Source organism: Streptomyces sp. NPDC050264 (genome assembly GCF_040655895.1).
Taxonomy (GTDB): Bacteria; Actinomycetota; Actinomycetes; order Streptomycetales; family Streptomycetaceae; genus Streptomyces.
In genome coordinates this window covers 214,439-231,875 of sequence record NZ_JBFAKV010000013.1, presented here as the reverse complement: position 1 = coordinate 231,875, position 17,437 = coordinate 214,439, and the positions used below count along the sequence as shown (strand labels likewise).

Below are 17,437 nucleotides of genomic sequence, written 5' to 3'. Positions count from 1 at the left end.
CCGCTCCACCAAGTCGCTGACCAGGTACTTTCCCGAACTGGTGGCGGCGCTCGCCCCTCGTCTCTCAGCGTGCGGCGGTACCGCTCAGACGGACCGGTGGTACTGGTCCGGCACGTGCACGTCGGCGCCGAGTTCGCGCGCCGCGTGGCGAGCGAAGGACGGGTCGCGCAGGAGTTCGCGGCCGAGCAGCACCGCGTCGGCCTCGCCGTTGGCGAGGATCTTCTCGGCCTGTTCGGCGTCGGTGATGAGGCCGACGGCGGCGGCCGGCACCCCGGCCTCGTTGCGCACGCGCGCCGCGAACGGGACCTGGTAGCCGGGGCCGACCGGGATGCGGACGCCCGCGGCGTTGCCGCCGGTCGACACGTCGATCAGGTCGACGCCGTGCGCCTGGAGTTCGCCGGAGAAGCGGACCGTGTCGTCGGCGGTCCAGCCGTCCTCGCCCTCCAGCCAGTCGGTGGCGGAGATACGGAAGAAGAGGGGGAGTTCCTCGGGCCACACGGCGCGCACGGCGTCGACGACTTCGAGGGCGAACCGGGTGCGGTTCTCGTACGAGCCGCCGTACTCGTCCGTGCGCCGGTTGCTGTGCGGGGAGAGGAACTGGCCGATCAGATAGCCGTGCGCGCCGTGGATCTCGGCGACCTTGAATCCGGCGTCCAGGGAGCGTCGGGCGGCGTCGGCGAATTGCTGGACGATCTCCTGGATGCCGTCGGCCGACAGCTCCGTCGGCGCCGGGTGCTTGTCGTCGAACGGCACCGCGCTCGGCGCCACCGCCTGCCAGCCGTGGTCCTCGGGGCCGAGCGGCGCGCCGCCCTTCCAGGGACGGTCGGTGGAGGCCTTGCGGCCGGCGTGACCGAGCTGAATCCCCGGGACCGTGCCCTGCGAGGTGAAGAACGAGGTGATCCGGCGGAAGGCCTCCACCTGCGCGTCGTTCCAGATCCCCAGGTCGTACGGGGAGATCCGGCCCTCGGGGCTGACCCCGGTGGCCTCGACGATGATCAGGCCCGTGCCGCCGGCCGCCCGCGCGCCGTAGTGCTGGAAGTGCCAGTCCGTGGGGGCGCCGGTCAGCGGGCCCTCGGGGGCTGCGCTGTACTGGCACATCGGCGGCATCCAGACACGGTTCGCGGCAGTCACCGACCGCAGGGTGTAGGGCTCGAACAGCGCGCTCACGCCGGACTCCATTCGTACGTGCTCAGGTGCTTGCCTAATACGATAGGCATCGTAGTACGGCACCTGTCAAACTACGAGGAGTCTCGTACAATGAGCCGGGACCGCAGAGTCCGGGATCGCGCGGGTCGTAGAGGGACCACGGATCGCCGTCACCAGCAGACACAAGGGGATCCGCCATGACGACCGCCGCAGCGCACACCACCGGCAGCCGCGCCCTCGCGCACCCCGACCGTGCGGAGATCCGCCTCGAAGCGGTGCTGCACGCGCTGGCCGACCCCATGCGCCTCGCCGTCGTGTGCGAGATGGCGAGCGCCCAGGGGGACGACTCCCAGGGGTTCTCCTGTTCCCACTTCGACCTGCCCGTCACCAAGTCCACCTCCACGCACCACTTCCGGGTGCTGCGCGAGAGCGGCGTGATCGAGCAGGTCTACCGTGGCACGACGAAGCTGAACGGACTGCGCCGCGCCGATCTGGAGGCACTGTTCCCCGGGCTGCTCGACCGTGTTCTCGACGCGGCTGCCCGGCAGGCCGCCCGGCTCGGCGACAGCGAGGCCTGAACCCGCCGTCGAACCGGGGCGGGTCACGCCCCGGAGGGACCTCGCGCCGCGCTCAACAGGCCTTCCCAGTCGTGGATCTTGACGGAACCGCGCCCGAGCGAGAGCCCCAGCGCCGCCTCGGCCCGCTCGATCGACCGCCAGCCGTCCCACTCCACGGGCCGTACCCCGGCGGCGAGCAGTCCGGCCAGCGGATCCCGCACCCGTTCCCCGCGGGTGGGAGCGGCGAGGTCGTCGAGGAGGGACGACACCGTCTCCTTGGCGCACGGCCGGTTGGTGCCGATGACCCCGGTCGGGCCGCGCTTGATCCACCCCGCGACGTACTCGCCGGGCGAGACGTGACCGCCGCGCAGCACCCGCCCCGCGGCGTGCGGAACCGTTCCGAGCCCCGTGTCGAACGGCAGCCCCGCCAGCGGCACTCCGCGATATCCGACCGACCGGAGCACCAGCTCCGCGCCGATCTCCTCGTACCCGCCCGTCCCGAGCACGCCCCCGTGCCCGTCCGGCCGGGTCCGCTCGAAGCGCACCGCCGCGACCCGCCCGCGCCCCTCGACGATCTCGACGGGCCGCAGGAAGAACCGCAGATGGATCCGGCGGGCGGCGCCCTGTCGCGGCCGGGCTGCCCAGCCGCGCAGCACCTCCACGTTGCGGCGGACGGCGGCGGGCAGCGCGCCGGGTTCGAGGTAACCGGGGTCCAGGGCCAACTCGCCCTCCTCCACGATGACTTCGGTGCCGGGCAGCGCGCCGAGTTCGCGCAGTTCCTTGGTGGTGAAGCGGGCCTGCGACGGGCCTCGCCGGCCCACCATGTAGACGTCCCGCACCTCGCTGTCCGCCAGGACTCCGAGGGCCGCCTGCGGAATGTCGGTGGGCGCGAGTTCGGCGGCGCCGCGGGCCAGCATGCGGGTCACGTCGACCGCCACGTTCCCGACGCCGATCGCGACGGCGGAGCGCACGCCCCGTACGAAACCGTCGTCGCGCGCGTCGGGGTGCGCGCTGTACCAGGCCACGAAGTCGGTCGCCGACCAGCTTCCGGGGAGATCCTCGCCCGGCACTCCGAGCCGACGGTCGGCGGCGGCGCCCACGCAGTAGACGACCGCGTCGTACAGCTCCAGCAGCTTCGCGGGCGGCAGTGCGGGGCCGACCTCGACGCCGCCCAGAAAACGGATCCGCTCGTCCTGCAGCACCGTCCGCAGTGTGCCCTGCAGCGACTTGATCTTCTCGTGGTCGGGTGCGACGCCGTAGCGCACGAGGCCGTACGGGCACGGCAACCGGTCGAGCACGTCGACGCGGATGTCCGGGAGACTGCCTTGCTGGACGAGGCTCTGCGCGGCGTAGACCCCGCTCGGCCCCGATCCGACAACGGCGATGTGCGGCACGGGCGGCTCCTTCCGCAGTGCGCTGACGTCGTTCAGCATGTCACCGGGAAGCGCCCTCGGGGAGAGGTTGTCGGCGCGCCGTGGCCTGTCTGTTAGTGATCGTTTGACTACCGTACGCGTGTTTCCGGGGTTCGATCTTCACTGTTACTGATCGATTTCGGCTGAAATGTTTCCGGAGGGTCGCCGCAGCGAACCTGCGGGTGATCGCGGGGGTTCACGGGGGTTCGAGTGACGCCCGGCGCTGCCTCACCCGGCGGGGCGCTGCGCGGGCCGAGGGTGAGCCCTCGGCCCCATCTCATCCGGCGGGTCGTGTTCGACCCGGGTGAGTTCCTGGGGGAGCCCGGTGGGGTGTGGTCGACTCGGGTCGGACTTCAGGGAGTTGACCAGTCGGGCGGGGCGCTGTCGACTCGCGGTGAACCCCGGGGCCCAACCCCTCCAAGCGGGCGCTGCCGACCCTCGGCGCCCCCCCGCGGTGCCCCGCCCGACGACTCGCCGCCGACTCCGGGCAAACCTCCGGCGGCGACCCGTCCACCGGGCGCCGGGCACCACCGACTCCGGGCCCCACGGTGCCCCGTCCACCGCCCATCCGGCATCGCTGCCCTTCGGGCCCCCCGGCCGCGCCCTCCGTCAAAGACCCGCACGCCGGTTCAAGACATGTCGCGCATCCGGCTGATCTCCGTCGTCTGCTGCGCGATCACGTCGTCCGCCATCTCCTCCACTTGTACATCGTTCCCCTCGCTCTTCACCTCCGTGGCCATCGTCACGGCCCCCTGGTGGTGGGTGATCATCAGCTTCAGGAACAGCTCGTCGAACGCCTTGCCCCGCGCGGCCCGCAGGCGTTTCAGCTGTGCCGCGCTCGCCATCCCCGGCATCCCCTCATGCCCCGCGTGTCCGGTCGGGGTCTCACCGCGCCCGTGCTGTTTCAGCCAGCCGCGCATCACCTCGACCTCGGGGCCCTGGGCGGCGGCGATCCGTTCGGCGAGGCGCTTGAGTGAAGCCGACTTGGCCTGGTCCGGGGCGAGTTCGGTCATCCGGAGCGCTTGCTCGTGGTGCTGGATCATCATCTGCGCGTAGCGGACGTCGGCCGAGTTGGGCCGGTCGTCCGCGCCGCGCCGCTGCGCGTCCTTGGCCGAGAGGGTCTCCGCGGCTTCCCCGGGCCTGCCCGGCGCGATGACCGAAGGGCCGCTGGACGCGGGGGAGTTGGCTTGATCGGAGCCCCCCGGGTCGCACGCGGTCAACCCCAGCGCGAGTGCCGCGAACAGCGCGGGAACAGCAACTTTGATTACGAGTCCGTTGCCATCTGTTGATCTGTGCATGATGAAGACGATACTCGGGGGATCCGTGAACCGTTCACGTATCAATGACGTCATCGTCAGTCAGGGAGACAACAGTGACCCTGTTGCAGGACTCCACCCGAACACGCCGCAGACGCCTGGGAGTCGGGGCCGCAGCCGCCGGACTCCTCGCGGCACTCCTGGCCGCGGGACCGGTGTCGGCGACGCCCGACCCGGGTGACAGGTCGGCGGCGCCCAAGAGTGTGTCGCAGAGCGCCGAGACCGAGGCCGAGGCGGCGATCGCCGCCGGCGAGATACCCGGCCAGGACGAGATCGTCCACTCCGGGAACATCGAGCACCTCACCAACATCCCCAAGGACGCGCTCCCCAACTTCAACACGGACCTCGCGTTCCAGGGCAAGTACGCCTTCGCCGGGAACTACGACGGTTTCCGCATTTACGACATCAGCAACCCGAAGGCGCCCAGGACCGTTTCGCAGGTCCTGTGCCCGGGCTCCCAGAACGACATCTCCGTCTCCGGGAACCTGCTGTTCCTGTCCACGGACAGCTCCCGCAGCGACAACTCCTGCGCCTCCACCACCCAGCCCGCGACCGAGAAGTCGTCCTGGGAGGGGATGAAGGTCTTCGACATCAGCGACAAGCGGAACCCGAAGTACGTCGCGGCCGTCGAGACCGCGTGCGGTTCCCACACGCACACCCTGGTGCCGCAGAAGAAGAACGTCTACGTCTACGTCTCCTCGTACTCGCCGAGCGCGACGTTCCCCGACTGCCAGCCGCCGCACGACGGCATCTCGGTCATCAAGGTGCCGCGCAAGGCCCCGCAGAAGGCGGCCGTGGTCAACTTCCCCGTCCTGTTCCCCGGTGAGGGCGCGGACGGCGGCGGCAACCCGGGTGCTCCGACCAACCCGGGCGTCTCCAAGACCACCGGCTGCCACGACATCACGGTGCTCCCCTCGAAGGACCTGGCCGCCGGCGCCTGCATGGGTGACGGCATCCTGTTCTCCATCAAGGACCCGGAGAACCCGAAGGTCATCGACCAGGTCCAGGACAACGTCAACTTCGCGTTCTGGCACTCGGCGACGTTCAACCAGAAGGCCGACAAGGTCGTGTTCACCGATGAGCTGGGCGGCGGCGGCGCGGCCACCTGCAACGCCGAGGTCGGCCCCGACCGCGGCGCGGACGGCATCTACGACATCGTCGGCAAGGGCGACCAGCGCAAGCTCGTCTTCCGCAGCTACTTCAAGATCCCGCGCCACCAGGCCGACACCGAGAACTGCGTCGCGCACAACGGCTCGCTGATCCCCGTCAAGGGCAAGGACCTCATGGTCCAGGCCTGGTACCAGGGCGGCGTCTCGGTCTGGGACTTCACGAACTCCGCCAAGCCCAAGGAGATCGGTTACTTCGAGCGCGGTCCCGTCTCCACCGACCAACTGGTCGTCGGCGGCTCCTGGTCGGCGTACTACTACAACGGCTACATCTACTCCAACGACATCCAGAAGGGCTTCGACGTCCTGAAGCTCAGCGACCGGCGCACGGATCCCGCCAAGCGGGTCCACGTGGACGAGCTCAACGTCCAGACGCAGCCGGACTACTTCGACTGAGCCGGCCGGCCCTCGCCGCCGGCCGGCCGCAACCGCTCGAAGTAGCGTGAGAAATCGGCCGGCCGGCCGTGCGCGGGACTCCCGCCGGGCGACACGTCATCGCTGTCGCCCGGCGGGAAGCCCTGCTCCCACGCCAGCTCGTAACGCTTGAACAGTTCGGTGCGCAGGGCCGCGACCGGCATCGGCGCGCCCGGCACGAGCATCGCGAACACCGCGCCCATCAGCACGGCGCGCAGCAGCGGATAGTCCCGGTCCACGTCGAGCGTGCCGTGCCGCAGGACGGTGTCGCGCAGCAGGGCCGCGAGCCGCTGCTGCTCCGGGCACTGTACGAACCCCTCGGCCTGGAGGATGCCCGCCATATGCGTCCGCATGAGGAGCGGCTGGTCCCGGGCCAGACCCAGGATCGCGTCGATGGCCCGGGCGAGCCGCTCGTCCCCGTCCATCGTGCGCGGCTCGCTCTCCAGGGCCTCTTCGAGGGTCCGGTGCATCAGCCGGTGCACGGCGGACTGCAGCAACTGCCGCTTGCCGGGAAAGTAGTACGAGACCAGACCACGTGCCGAACCGGCGCGGTCCGCGATGTCTCCGAGAGTCGTCGCGTCGTAACCGTGCTCCCCGACGAGCTCCAGTGTCGCCTGCAGGAGCCGTTCGCGAGAACGTCGACGCAACTCCTCATTGACCGATGCGCTGCGGGGGGACATTCTTGACTCCTGCGTTGACTGGCTCCGAGCCAACTATACTCAACGTGTCCTGGCCACCGGCCTGTTGGGTGCGGTGCGCGCGGGAGGACGGCCGTATCGGGCGACGCGGGGGATCGTCCGATGCGGCCGCGTCACGGAACTGGCCTCCGGACGGTGTCGGTGCCGCCCGGAGGCCGGTGAGCCCGGGGCGTACAGGAATCGGAGTCCGCGCGGGTGCCGGTGTCCCCCTTCCTCGTCGACTGGCTGAAATGCGAACGCCGCCGCCCTCGCCGTCGACTGGACTTGCCGGTCCATTTTTTGCGTCGCACAGTGGCACCACTCAACGACCTGAGGAGTGGACCATGTCGATGCGACTGGACGGAAAGACCGCCCTGGTGACCGGGGCGACCAGCAATATCGGGCGGGCGATCGCGGAGGCCTTCGCCGCCGAGGGGGCGCACGTCGCCGTCTCCGGACGGAGTGCCGAGCGGGGCGCGGAGGTGGTCGACGGGATCCGCGCCCGCGGTGGCCGCGCGGAGTTCGTGCAGGCGGACCTGGACGGCGGCGTCACCGCCTCGCAGGCCCTGGCCCGGGAGGCGGCCCGGGTGCTCGGCGGGCGGGTGGACGTCCTCGTCAACAACGCCGGCATCTACCCCGGAGGCAGCACCGTGGCCACCGACGAGAAGACCTTCGACCGGGTCTACGCCGTGAACGTGAAGGCCCCGTTCTTCCTGACCGCTGCCATCGCTCCCGCCATGGTGGAGGCCGGCGGCGGGGCGATCATCAACCTGGGCTCCTGGATCGCGCGCCTGGGCGTCCCGGCCGGCGCCCTCTACAGCTCCACCAAGGGGGCCATGGAGACCCTGACCCGGGCCTGGGCGGCGGAGTTCGGACCGCGGGGGGTGCGGGTGAACGCGATCTCCCCGGGGGTGGTGCAGACGCCCGTGCCGGGCGAAGTGGTCCCTGGCGAGATCATGATGAAGGGCACTCCCGCGAACAGTATGGGCACCCCCGACGCCATCGCGAACGCCGCCGTGTACCTGGCCGGCGAGGAGTCCTCCTTCGTGCACGGCATCGTGCTCGACGTCGACGGCGGCCGCACCACCGCCGCCGTCATCGCCGCCTGACGGCCGCGTCACGCGTCGGCGCGGCCCTCCCGGCGCAGGTCCGCGATGCCCTGGTCGAGGGCGGCGCGCAGGTGGGCGGAGCGGCCCGTCGACAGCAGGATCGACACGCCCCCCTGGATCGCGGTCAGCAGCGCCGCCGCCCGCCGGTCGACATCGAGCCCGGCGGGCAGCAGGCCGGCTGCTTGCAGCGCCCTGATGCCTTCGGCCAGGCTCTCCTGCCATTGGCGCAGCAGCTCGACCACGATCGCCCGCGTCCCCGGAGTCGTACGGCCGATCTGCAGGAACAGCGAGCCGAGCGGGCACTCGTCCCCCTGTTCCTCATAGCGCTCGATCACCACGTTTCGCCACTGCTCCCATGCCTCCCACGAGTCGAGGCGGCCCAGGTAGGGCTGCTGGTCCTCCAGGACCTGGTCCGCCTCGAACTGGGCCACCGCGACGAGGAGTTCGTCCTTGCCGGCCGGAAAATAGTGGAACAGCTGGCTCTTGCTGGTGCTGGTCCGCGCCATGACGTCGTCCAGCGTCGCCGAGGCGACGCCTCTCTCCCGCAACACCGCCGCGGCCCCCTCGACGATCCGGCCCCGCGTCGCCTTCCCCTTGGCCGTCAGCTCGCCGCGCATGCGCCACATCCCTCCACAATGGACTCTGTGGTCCATTATGGCCCGGCTAGAGCAGACCGAGCACCGGACGCAGGCCGTCGGGCCGCTGCTCCGCCGGCAGGTGGTCCACGAAGTGCACCGCGCAGCCCAGCGCCGTCGCACCGGCGTCCGCCCGCCGGTCGTCGCCGACCATCAACGTGTCGTGCGGTGCCACCCCCAGCGCCTCGCACGCGGCCGAGAACAAGCGGGGATCCGGCTTCGTGACGCCGTGCCGGTACGACAGGACGTACGTGTCGACGTAACGGTCGAGCCCGTGCTCCACGAAGACGGGACGCGGATCCCAGCCGATGTTGCTGACGACGCCGACGGGGATCCCGCGCTCGCGCAGCCCCGACAGGACGTCGAGCGCGTCCGGGTAGGGGTGCCACGCGGCCGGCCGCATGTGCCGCTCGTAGAGGGCGTCGTAGAGCCGGTCGTCGGGGAGCGGGACCTCGCGGGCCAGGCCCGTGTACGCGGCCCGGTGCCGCGTGGCGTCCACGTCACGCACCGCCATCAGCTCCGTGAGGTGGCCGGGGACCGTGATGTGGGCCGTCGAACCCCCGGGCAGCGCCCCGACATCGTGCAGAGCCCGCGCCGCGCGCTCGAACTCGGTGTAGGACATCGTCAGCCGGGTTTCGTCGAGCACCGCGCGGAGCCACGACGCTGCGGACTCGATGCGGAAGAGCGTCCCTGAGAAGTCGAAGAGCACGGCTTCGATCGTCATGCCCCCGATCCTGCGGGGTGCCGAAGTCGCTGGTCAAGGGCGGCTGTTCGGGCCACGCCACTTCTCGAACGCCGCTGTCGACACGGTCACGGTCAGCGCGCCGAGCAGCCAGCCGCCCAGTACGTCGGACGGCCAGTGCACCCCGAGCCAGAGCCGGGTGAGGCCCACACCGAGCACCGACACCACCGAGACGGCAAGGGCCGCGCTCCGCAGGGCGGGACCGGCCCCGTGCCGGCGCAGCAGCCACAGCACGAGCCCGCACACGACCGTCGCGGTCATCGCATGGCCCGAGGGGAACGCCGCGAAGTGCGCCGAGTCCACCGGATCGCGCCACACCGGCCGGGGCCGGTCGACGGCCGCCTTGAGCCCCTGCTGGACGAGCGTGCCCAGCGCACACGTCACGAGCAGCCAGGCCGCGAGAACCCGGTCCCGCAGCCGCCACACCACAACCGCCGCGACCGCCGCACACCCGGCGCGCATCGCCCACGGATCCCACACCCAGTCCGACAGGACACGGTTGGCGCGGGTGAGGCCCGGCTGGGCGACCGCTCCCCGGTGCAGGGTCCGGACGATGCCGGAGTCCAGGTCCATCAGCGGACTCCAGCGGGCCGCCACGAGAAACAGCAGCAGCACGCAGGCCGTCGCGAGCGCCGCCGCGAGCGGGGCGCGCGGCCGGGTCGGGGAGTCGAGTCGCGCCGGGTACATGAAGAAGATCCTGACCCATTTCGGGGCGCGCACACTATCCCAACGCGCGCAGCCCCGGGACGAACGCCACCAGGAGCGGTGCCAGGGGGAGCAGCGCGGCCGCCGCGGTCAGCCGCAGCCGGCGTGCCGGGGTCAGCCGCGAGGGCGGGGTGAGCAGCCGGTGCACGCGCTGCGGGACGTGCGCGTGCGGTGTGGGGCAGGGGCCGAACACCCCGCGGTCCTCGTTGAGTTCGACCAGGGCCAGCGCGATGGTGAGCCGGCCGAAGCGGCGGGAGGCCACGTCGTCGGCGGCCAGCTCGACCAGCCGGTGCATCTCGTCGCGGAACGCGGCGAACACCCGTACCTGCGGGAATCCGACGGCCAGTGCGCCCGAGCAGTGCAGCAGCCAGTCGTGCCGCCACTGCGCGTGCCCCAGCTCGTGCGCGAGCACCGCGTCGAGCTGGCGCCCCTTCAGGCGGCGCAACGCCGCGGTGGTGATGACCAGTTGGGGCGTCGCGCCGGACAGCCACCACGCGTCGGGCCGCTCGCCCTCCAGCACCACGAGACGGTCCGAGCCCGGCTCCTCGCCGGGCAACAAGGGCGCCCGGACCAGCAGTTCGGTCCGCCGCTGCCTGCGCCGGGCCCGCGCCCCGCGCACCTCGCGCACCAGCATGGCGGCCGTCCAGACCCCGCCGAGCGCGAGCGCGACGGCGACGGTGGCCGCCCAGGGTCCGGTGGTGCGCAGCGCGTACGCGTCCACGACCGCGTGCGGGGCGGGTGCGAACAGATGGCCGCGCACCGCCTGCCAGGCCGAGGCCGCGCTCAGGGCCATCGACAGGCAGCAGCAGAGCAGCATGCCCGCCACCACGCACTGCCACGCCCACAACGCGACGATCGGCTCCCGCTCCGGCCAGTCGGCTCGCGCGAGCAGGCGCGGGGCGACAACGGCGAGAAGGGTGCCGAGCAGCAACAGTGCTACGGGGACCGTCATGGTCGACAGCCTATGTAGGGCGTCCTCGCCAGGGGTATGGCCCGGCACGTCAAGTGACGTACGCCACGGTTGGGCGAGGCGTACAGGTGATGCGCCGACCGGCCCTACATCGTCAGCAGCATCGACAGCATGCCGATCCCCATCGAGAGCCGGCAGGCCCGCGCCAGCTCCGGACGATCGCCCCAGCCGGGGAGGGCGGGGCCGCTCGCGGTCACGGTCCCGGCGGGTACCAGGCGCGTCCCGGACCACAGGACGTACCCCACGAAGTAGAGGAGCAGCAGGCCCGTGAGGGCCGGGGCGCCCACGGTGCCGTGGTGCTCGTGCGTCGCCGGGCGCACCGCCATCGCCACCGCCATGTACGTCATGGCGAACGTGCCCACCAAGTGGTGCAGGTGGTGCGCCTCGCGCCGCGCCGCCCACAGGGCCCGTACGGCGGCGGCCCCGAACACGGTCCCGTAGAGCAGCCAGGCCCAGGGCGGCGGCGTGAGGATCGCGGCGGGCACCGCCATCAGCGCCATCCCGAACCCCATCAGCGCCTCGCCGCCGGCCGTGCGGCGCTGTTCCTCGACACCGCTGCGCATGCGCAGCAGGCAGTACGCGCCGGTCGCCGCGCACAGCGCGACGAGCAGCCAGGCGGCCGACAGCGGTCCGTGCACCCCGGGTCCCCCTCTTCCTGCGGCTCTCGTGGAGATGCCCCGGCACGCGGGTGCGTAAGGCAGCGCAGAGGAGCACGGGCGGTCGCGCGTCCGGACAGGAACGTGCCCCCAGGACTCTCGCCACCGCGCCAGCACATCTTTTACGAGTAAAACACCTGCTAAGGTTTTAGGTATGAGCAGCACATCCCCGCCACCTCCCTCCCCGCGTACCGTGACCGTCCGCCGACTCCCGCTGGCCGGAGTGCTGCGTCCGAACAAGCCGTCCGACATCTGGTTCAAGCCGGCGTCGAGCGTCGTCGCCTCCGCCGCGATACCGAACCTGACGCTGCTCGCCCTCGGCCGGCTCGACCTGATGATGTACACGATGGCCGGCAGCTTCTGTGCCCTGTACGGGCACAACCTGCCGTACGCCGCCCGGGCCCGGGCCCTGGGCGGCGTGGTGCTGGGCATGCTCGCGAGCATCGCCGTCGCCCTCGTCGCGGCGTCGCTCACCTCGTCCGCGGTGATCCTCGTGATGGTGGGCGCGCTGCTCGCCGCCGCGCAGAAGACGCTGTGCGACGCGACCCGGATCGGCCCGCCCGGCCACCTGATCTTCACGTTCATCAGCTCCGCGTCGCTGTTCGCGCCGCAGACCATCGGGCAGGTGCCGGGGCATCTCGCGCTCACCCTCGGCGCCGGCGCCGTCGCCTGGCTCGTCGGTATGGCGCCGGCGCTCGTCCGCCCCCACGGCCCGGAGCGGCGGGCCACCGCGCGCGCCCTGAACGCCGCCGCCGCGTACGCCGAGCGGCCCGAGCACGCGCCCGCCCGGGGTGCCGCCGCCGCTGCCGTGCACGCCGCATGGCAGTCGCTGCTCGCCACCGGGGCCCGGACCGCCGCGCGGCGCGCCCTGGAGCGGCTCGTGGTACGGGCGGAGGTCGCCCTCGCGGCACCCGGCGACGCGGACGCCGCGCAGCTGCGCGCCTGGGCCGCCGGGCTCCGCGGCGCCGGAGCCGTGCCACGGCCCGGCCCGATCGCCGGGACCGACGACGAACTGCTCGGCGTCGAGGTCGAACTCGCCGTGGGCACACCGTCGTTGTGGCGGCGGCTCGGCCCCGGCTCGCCGCTGCTGCCGGTCGCCCTGCGCACCGCCGTCGGCTGCGCCCTCGCCGGATACGCCTCACTCGCCCTCGGCGTCGGCCGGCCCTACTGGGCCCTGGTCACCGCCGCCTCGCTCTACCAGGCCAATGTGACCCTGACCTGGAACCGCGGCGTCCAGCGGGTCGTCGGCAACCTCGCCGGGGTGCTCGTCTTCGCCGCGGTCGTCCCGTTCGCGCACCTCGGCCCCGCCGCGCTGGTGGCGTGCTGCATGGTCTTCAGCTTCGGAGCCGAGGCGCTCATCACCCGCAACTACTGGCTGGGCAGCCTGTGCGTGACGCCGATGGCGCTGCTCGTCACCGAGTTCGCCCGGTTCCAGGAGCCGAGTGAACTCATCACCGACCGCGTCGTGGACACGCTGGTGGGAGCGCTGCTCGGCGTCCTCGCCGCCGTCGCCGTGACGAACCGGCGCGCGGGGGACCACATCGAACAGGCCCTCACCCGGGTCGACACCGCCCGCGCGACCGCCGACCGCACACTCGCCTCGGCCGCGCCGGGGCCCGCCGCCCTGGAGACGGCCCGCCGCTCGCTCGCCGGGGCCCTGGTGGAGCTGCGCGCCGCCGCCGACACGGCGGCCGGCGAATGGTGGCAGCGGGCGCTGCCGGAGGACCGGGTGGTCGCGGCCGAGCGGGCCGGACACCGTACGCTCGCGGCGACGGTCCGGCGGCAGCCGCTCGGACCGGTCACCGCTGTCGACGACACTGGTGACAAGGCGGGCGAGCGGAGCGGCGCCCGCGGATAGCGGTATCGGTCGAGGAAGGTCCGGTCAGGCAGGCATGAGCACGCAGCACGAGACGGCGGCAGCGCGGCCGCCCGACACGGTGTCCTCGGTCGTACGGCAGTGGCAGGCCGTGCGCCCCGACGTCGACACCGGGCCGATGGAGATCATCGGCCGCATCAACCGGTGCGCCGCGCTGCTCCAGCAGGCCGAGGACGCGCCCCTGCGGCACGCCGGACTGACCAGGACCGAGTTCGACCTGCTCGGCACGTTGCGCCGCACCGGACGGGAACTCACGCCCGGCGATCTGGCCCGGGAGACGTTCTCGTCCGGCGCCGCCGTGACGAAGCGGCTGAAGCAGCTGCAGGAGCGCGGTCTGGTGGCGCGGCGCGGCGACACCCGCGACCGGCGGGTGTCCCACCTGAGCCTCACCGACGAAGGGCGCGCCCTCGTCGACGAGATCCTGCCTCAGCAGCTGTCCTACGAAGCGACCGTGCTCGCGGGCCTCGACGGCGGCCGCGACGCCGAACTCAGCACACTCCTGGGCGAGTTGCTCTCCCAGCTCGAAGGCCGCCTCGGCGGCCCCCGAGCCTAGGGCCTGTCTTCAGACTCCCCTCTGCCCGGTGACGCCCGGCACGCACTCCCGCCACACCGGGCGCAAAGCCGGGTACGCCCCGTACGAGGCCCTGCACCCGGCGCGCCGAGAGCACGCACCGAACGCCGCCGGGCCGCCCTCCGGGCGACGAGGGGAGTCTGAGGACAGGCCCTAGGTGTATTGACCCGCTGCGTCAGGTGATCGGCAGTTCCGGCTTCTGTGGTGCCATCAACCGCCCGGCGACCTCCGCGGACATCACCGCGTGGATCTCCTCCGGCGACAGATACGCGTCCGTCATCTCGAAGTCCTTGAGCGTGGCGGGCCGGTTGCGCTGGAACCCGGTGCGCACGAAGTCGTCGCCCGCGACCGCGTTCAGAGCCCAGTTCGCCGCCGTACGGAAGCGCGCCGTCAGGGTCCGCAGCGCCCCCAGGTGGTAGCCGCGGGCCACGATCTGCGCGGGCAGCCCGGTGAGCTGCACGCCCATCGGCTTCGACACCGCCTGGATGCCGCCGAGGTCGACGACGAGGCCGAGGTCCTTGTGCCGGTACGGCTTCAGCGGCTCCCCGCGGACCGCCGCGAGCACATTGCGCGCCGCCGCCCAGCCCTGCCGCATCGCGTGCTGCGCCGTGGGCGGGCAGATCGCGTCGCCGCCCTTCACGAGGTCCGGCACCGCCGCGGCGTCACCGAGCGCGAAGACCCCGTCGAGCCCCGGCACGGTCAGCTCCGGGGAGACCACGAGCCGGCCCCGGTTCGTCTCCGCGCCCAGCGTCGCGACGAGCGGACTGGGTGCGACGCCCGCGGTCCAGATCAGGGTGTGGCAGGGCAGCTCGCGCCCGTCGGTGAGCGTCACCCTGTCCTCGGTCACCTTCGCCACGGACACCCCGAGCGAGACGTGCAGGCCGCGCCGCTGCAGGATCGCCATCGCCTTGTCACCGAGCCGGGGGCCCAGCTCGGGCATCAGCTTCGGGGCCACGTCGATGAGATGCCACTTGATCCCGCGCGGGTCGAGCCCGGGATACCGCTTCACCGCGGACGTCGTCAGGCGCTGCAGATACGCCGCCGTCTCGGTGCCGGCGTACCCGCCGCCCACCACCACGAACTGCAGCCGCGCCTCCCGCTCGGCCGGATCCGAACTGGCCGCCGCGAGGTCGAGCTGCGAGATGACGTGGTCGCGGATCCAGGCCGCCTCGGCGAGCGTCTTGACGCCGACCGCGTGCTCCTCGATACCGGGGATGTCGAACTGCCGGGTCACGCTGCCCGGCGTCAGCACCAGATGGTCGTAGTGCTCGACGACGGTCTCACCGTTGATCTTCCGGACGACGACGGCCTTCGCCTTCGGGTCCACGCCGATGGCGCCGCCCGGAATGATCGAGGTGCGCCGCAGCATCCGGCGCAGCGGCACCGCGACCGACTGTGGCGTCAGGACACCGGACGCCACATGGGGCAGGAGCGGCAGATACAGCTGATGGTCCATCGGACTCACGAGCTTCAGCACCGCCTCCCCGGGCTTCAGCTCCTTCTCCAGCTTGTGGGCGCACTCCATCCCGGCGAACCCACCGCCGATGATCAGAATCCGGGGCACGGTCGAGGTACGGGGAGCGGTCATGGTTCGGATCTCTCCTGGGCTGGACGGTGTGCGGACAGGCGAGGAGCGCTCCCGGTCATGTATCCGGATCGGCGCCGCCGAATCCCCTGACTCGGAGTCATCCTGCGACGCACCGGGCCTCACCGCATGTCAGATGCCCGGCCGGCAGCGGATCGGATGTTCCTCGGGCACCTCCACCACGCAGATCCGCGTGCCGTCCGGATCCGAGATCCACATCTCGACGAGGCCCCACGGCTCGGTCAGCGGCTCCCGCAGCACCGGCACGCCCCGCGCCGACAGCTCCTCGTGCGCCGCGTGCACGTCCGCCACCTGGAGCCACAGCTGCAGCCCCGGCCGCACGGGCGGCTCGGCCCGCCCCGACACCTCCAGGAAGCCGCCGCCCAGGAAGTACACCGTGCCCCGCTCGGGCCCGGTCCCGAACTCGCGGTACACGGCCAGCCCCAGCGCCTCGCCGTAGAACGCCCGCGACCGCTCGGGGTCACCCGGCCTGATCAGAACCCTGCTGCTCAGTACATGAACCATGCCGACGGAGAGTACTGCGACCGGGTTAACCTCGACGGCGCCGACTGGCCAGAACCCGTACGAGATCGGAGAGCCGCCCATGACCGCCGCCCCGCCCCCCGCCACCGACGGCCTGAGCTTCCGCGATGCCACCGAGGCCGATGTCGACGCGCTCGTCGCGCTCATCGAGTCGGCTTATCGCGGGGACGACAGCCGCGTCGGCTGGACCACGGAGGCGGACATCCTTCAAGGGCAGCGGACCGACCCGCAGGGCGTGCTCGACGTCGTCAAGGCCGCCGACAGCCGCCTGCTGACCGTGGAGCGCGACGGCGCCGTCGTCGCCTGCTGCCAGCTGGAGCACCGCGGCGACCACGCCTACTTCGGCATGTTCGCCGTCAGCCCCGCCCTCCAGGGCGCGGGCCTCGGCAAGGTGATCATCACCGAGGCGGAGGGTGCGGCGCGTACGGCGTGGGGCGTTCGTGAGATGCACATGACGGTGATCTCCGTACGCGAGGAGCTCATCGCCTGGTACGAGCGCCGCGGCTACCGCCGTACGGGAGAGATGAGCCCCTTCCCGTACGGCGACGAGCGCTTCGGCATCCCCCAGCGCACCGACCTGCAGTTCGAGCTGCTGGTCAAGCCGCTGGTCTGAGCTCCTACGCGGTCCTGTGCGGTCCTACGCGGTGAAGCGGCCGGTCCGCTTGATCTCCGGGTAGTCGGTGGTCGCCCCGTCCAGGCCGAGCGCGCGGACGAGCCGCAGATCGTCCTGGGTGTTCACGACCCAGCCGATGATCCGCAGGTCGGCCTTGCGGGCGTGCTCCACGATCTCCTGCGTCAGACGCCGGATGTTCAGGACGAGCGTCGTCGCGCCGACGGCCACGGCCCGCTGCACGACGTCCGTGCCGTAGCGGCTGGCGACGAGCGCCGTGCGCACCCCCGGCACGAGCCGGGCGATCTCCGCCACGGCCTCGTCGTGGAACGAGATCACTTCGACCCGGTGCACCAGATCGCGGCGCAGCAGCACCTCGGAGAGCGCCCGGGCCGCCGCCGTGTCCTTGATCTCCGCCTGCAGCGGGGCGCTCACCGCGTCGAGGACCTCCTCGAAGACCGGCACCCGCTCCCCGCGCCCGGCGTCCAGCGTCCGCAGCTCCTCGAGCGTCTTCTCCGCGATCGGACCCGTGCCGTCCGTGGTGCGGTCCACGTCGGCGTCGTGCATGACGACGAGCGCGCCGTCCTTGCTCAGATGCAGATCGAGCTCGATGAGATCGAGGCCCGCCCGCTCGGCGGCGACGAAGGAACGCAGGGTGTTCTCGGGTTCGACACCCATGGCTCCGCGATGTCCGATGGTGAGGAAGTTCAAGGTGGTCTCGCTTCCGTCGACGGCGGCTCGGGTGCC

General features: G+C 72.0%; 18 protein-coding genes. 6 read left to right on the top strand and 12 right to left on the bottom strand.

Annotated features, from left to right (window positions below):
- Positions 1-84: 84 nt before the first annotated feature.
- Positions 85-1,167: an NADH:flavin oxidoreductase/NADH oxidase gene (locus AB0J02_RS24395; protein WP_363195867.1), complete on the bottom strand. Its 1,083-nt coding sequence runs from the start codon at positions 1,165-1,167 to the stop codon at positions 85-87.
- 176 nt (positions 1,168-1,343) lie between these two features.
- Here AB0J02_RS24395 and AB0J02_RS24390 point away from each other — a divergent pair, with 176 nt between their 5' ends.
- Entirely contained in the window at positions 1,344-1,724 is a 381-nt protein-coding gene (locus AB0J02_RS24390) for a helix-turn-helix transcriptional regulator (RefSeq protein WP_363195866.1), read from the top strand.
- Positions 1,725-1,747: 23 nt separating this feature from the next.
- Here the strand turns inward: AB0J02_RS24390 and AB0J02_RS24385 are convergent, their stop codons facing one another.
- Both AB0J02_RS24385 and AB0J02_RS24380 read right to left on the bottom strand, forming a co-directional pair.
- A complete protein-coding gene (locus tag AB0J02_RS24385) occupies positions 1,748-3,097 on the bottom strand; it encodes an NADP oxidoreductase (protein WP_363195865.1) in 1,350 nt (449 codons plus the stop codon).
- Between the two features lie 647 nt (positions 3,098-3,744).
- Positions 3,745-4,413, bottom strand: coding sequence for a DUF305 domain-containing protein (locus AB0J02_RS24380; protein ID WP_363195864.1), 669 nt, complete (start codon positions 4,411-4,413; stop codon positions 3,745-3,747).
- 74 nt (positions 4,414-4,487) lie between these two features.
- Here AB0J02_RS24380 and AB0J02_RS24375 point away from each other — a divergent pair, with 74 nt between their 5' ends.
- Positions 4,488-5,993 (top strand): hypothetical protein, encoded by a 1,506-nt coding sequence (locus AB0J02_RS24375; protein ID WP_363195863.1) that lies wholly within the window; start codon positions 4,488-4,490, stop codon positions 5,991-5,993.
- Here AB0J02_RS24375 and AB0J02_RS24370 read toward each other — a convergent pair.
- Complete coding sequence (locus tag AB0J02_RS24370; protein ID WP_363195862.1) at positions 5,981-6,691, bottom strand: helix-turn-helix domain-containing protein; 711 nt, start codon at positions 6,689-6,691, stop codon at positions 5,981-5,983. The two genes, AB0J02_RS24375 and AB0J02_RS24370, sit on opposite strands and share 13 nt — an antisense overlap.
- 341 nt (positions 6,692-7,032) lie before the next feature.
- Between AB0J02_RS24370 and AB0J02_RS24365 the strand changes: the two genes are divergently transcribed.
- On the top strand, positions 7,033-7,797 hold the full coding sequence (locus AB0J02_RS24365; protein WP_363195861.1) for an SDR family oxidoreductase: 765 nt from the start codon (positions 7,033-7,035) through the stop codon (positions 7,795-7,797).
- An 8-nt stretch (positions 7,798-7,805) separates the two neighbouring features.
- On the opposite strand, the gene AB0J02_RS24360 is transcribed toward AB0J02_RS24365, so the two are convergent.
- From AB0J02_RS24360 to AB0J02_RS24340, 5 genes are all read right to left on the bottom strand, one after another.
- Entirely contained in the window at positions 7,806-8,414 is a 609-nt protein-coding gene (locus tag AB0J02_RS24360; protein WP_363195860.1) for a TetR/AcrR family transcriptional regulator, read from the bottom strand.
- A gap of 46 nt (positions 8,415-8,460) precedes the next feature.
- On the bottom strand, positions 8,461-9,156 hold the full coding sequence (locus AB0J02_RS24355; protein ID WP_363195859.1) for an HAD-IA family hydrolase: 696 nt from the start codon (positions 9,154-9,156) through the stop codon (positions 8,461-8,463).
- Positions 9,157-9,189: 33 nt separating this feature from the next.
- Positions 9,190-9,861, bottom strand: coding sequence for a phosphatase PAP2 family protein (locus AB0J02_RS24350; protein WP_363195858.1), 672 nt, complete (start codon positions 9,859-9,861; stop codon positions 9,190-9,192).
- 34 nt (positions 9,862-9,895) lie between these two features.
- A complete protein-coding gene (locus tag AB0J02_RS24345) occupies positions 9,896-10,831 on the bottom strand; it encodes a M56 family metallopeptidase (RefSeq protein WP_363195857.1) in 936 nt (311 codons plus the stop codon).
- A 104-nt stretch (positions 10,832-10,935) separates the two neighbouring features.
- Complete coding sequence (locus AB0J02_RS24340; protein ID WP_363195856.1) at positions 10,936-11,487, bottom strand: DUF5134 domain-containing protein; 552 nt, start codon at positions 11,485-11,487, stop codon at positions 10,936-10,938.
- A gap of 172 nt (positions 11,488-11,659) precedes the next feature.
- On the opposite strand from AB0J02_RS24340, the gene AB0J02_RS24335 reads away from it, so the two are divergent.
- Positions 11,660-13,363: an FUSC family protein gene (locus AB0J02_RS24335; protein ID WP_363195855.1), complete on the top strand. Its 1,704-nt coding sequence runs from the start codon at positions 11,660-11,662 to the stop codon at positions 13,361-13,363.
- A gap of 34 nt (positions 13,364-13,397) precedes the next feature.
- Complete coding sequence (locus tag AB0J02_RS24330) at positions 13,398-13,934, top strand: MarR family transcriptional regulator (RefSeq protein ID WP_363195854.1); 537 nt, start codon at positions 13,398-13,400, stop codon at positions 13,932-13,934.
- A 193-nt stretch (positions 13,935-14,127) separates the two neighbouring features.
- Here the strand turns inward: AB0J02_RS24330 and AB0J02_RS24325 are convergent, their stop codons facing one another.
- Together AB0J02_RS24325 and AB0J02_RS24320 are read right to left on the bottom strand one after the other, a co-directional pair.
- Positions 14,128-15,540, bottom strand: coding sequence for an NAD(P)/FAD-dependent oxidoreductase (locus tag AB0J02_RS24325; protein ID WP_363195853.1), 1,413 nt, complete (start codon positions 15,538-15,540; stop codon positions 14,128-14,130).
- A gap of 129 nt (positions 15,541-15,669) precedes the next feature.
- The gene (locus AB0J02_RS24320) at positions 15,670-16,062 is read right to left on the bottom strand and encodes a VOC family protein (protein ID WP_363195852.1); all 393 of its coding nucleotides are present in this window, start codon (positions 16,060-16,062) and stop codon (positions 15,670-15,672) included.
- A gap of 79 nt (positions 16,063-16,141) precedes the next feature.
- Here AB0J02_RS24320 and AB0J02_RS24315 point away from each other — a divergent pair, with 79 nt between their 5' ends.
- Positions 16,142-16,693 (top strand): N-acetyltransferase, encoded by a 552-nt coding sequence (locus AB0J02_RS24315; RefSeq protein ID WP_363195851.1) that lies wholly within the window; start codon positions 16,142-16,144, stop codon positions 16,691-16,693.
- Between the two features lie 24 nt (positions 16,694-16,717).
- On the opposite strand, the gene AB0J02_RS24310 is transcribed toward AB0J02_RS24315, so the two are convergent.
- Positions 16,718-17,401: a glycerophosphodiester phosphodiesterase family protein gene (locus AB0J02_RS24310; protein ID WP_363195850.1), complete on the bottom strand. Its 684-nt coding sequence runs from the start codon at positions 17,399-17,401 to the stop codon at positions 16,718-16,720.
- Positions 17,402-17,437 lie beyond the last annotated feature (36 nt).

Coding starts and splice junctions, on each gene's coding strand:
- AB0J02_RS24330 (WP_363195854.1), top strand. CDS start 13,398: ATGAGCACGCAGCACGAGACGGCGGCAGCGCGGCCGCCCGACACGGTG.
- AB0J02_RS24365 (WP_363195861.1), top strand. CDS start 7,033: ATGTCGATGCGACTGGACGGAAAGACCGCCCTGGTGACCGGGGCGACC.
- AB0J02_RS24370 (WP_363195862.1), bottom strand. CDS start 6,691: ATGTCCCCCCGCAGCGCATCGGTCAATGAGGAGTTGCGTCGACGTTCT.
- AB0J02_RS24335 (WP_363195855.1), top strand. CDS start 11,660: ATGAGCAGCACATCCCCGCCACCTCCCTCCCCGCGTACCGTGACCGTC.
- AB0J02_RS24325 (WP_363195853.1), bottom strand. CDS start 15,540: ATGACCGCTCCCCGTACCTCGACCGTGCCCCGGATTCTGATCATCGGC.
- AB0J02_RS24350 (WP_363195858.1), bottom strand. CDS start 9,861: ATGTACCCGGCGCGACTCGACTCCCCGACCCGGCCGCGCGCCCCGCTC.
- AB0J02_RS24360 (WP_363195860.1), bottom strand. CDS start 8,414: ATGCGCGGCGAGCTGACGGCCAAGGGGAAGGCGACGCGGGGCCGGATC.
- AB0J02_RS24380 (WP_363195864.1), bottom strand. CDS start 4,413: ATGCACAGATCAACAGATGGCAACGGACTCGTAATCAAAGTTGCTGTT.
- AB0J02_RS24320 (WP_363195852.1), bottom strand. CDS start 16,062: ATGGTTCATGTACTGAGCAGCAGGGTTCTGATCAGGCCGGGTGACCCC.
- AB0J02_RS24355 (WP_363195859.1), bottom strand. CDS start 9,156: ATGACGATCGAAGCCGTGCTCTTCGACTTCTCAGGGACGCTCTTCCGC.
- AB0J02_RS24315 (WP_363195851.1), top strand. CDS start 16,142: ATGACCGCCGCCCCGCCCCCCGCCACCGACGGCCTGAGCTTCCGCGAT.
- AB0J02_RS24390 (WP_363195866.1), top strand. CDS start 1,344: ATGACGACCGCCGCAGCGCACACCACCGGCAGCCGCGCCCTCGCGCAC.
- AB0J02_RS24345 (WP_363195857.1), bottom strand. CDS start 10,831: ATGACGGTCCCCGTAGCACTGTTGCTGCTCGGCACCCTTCTCGCCGTT.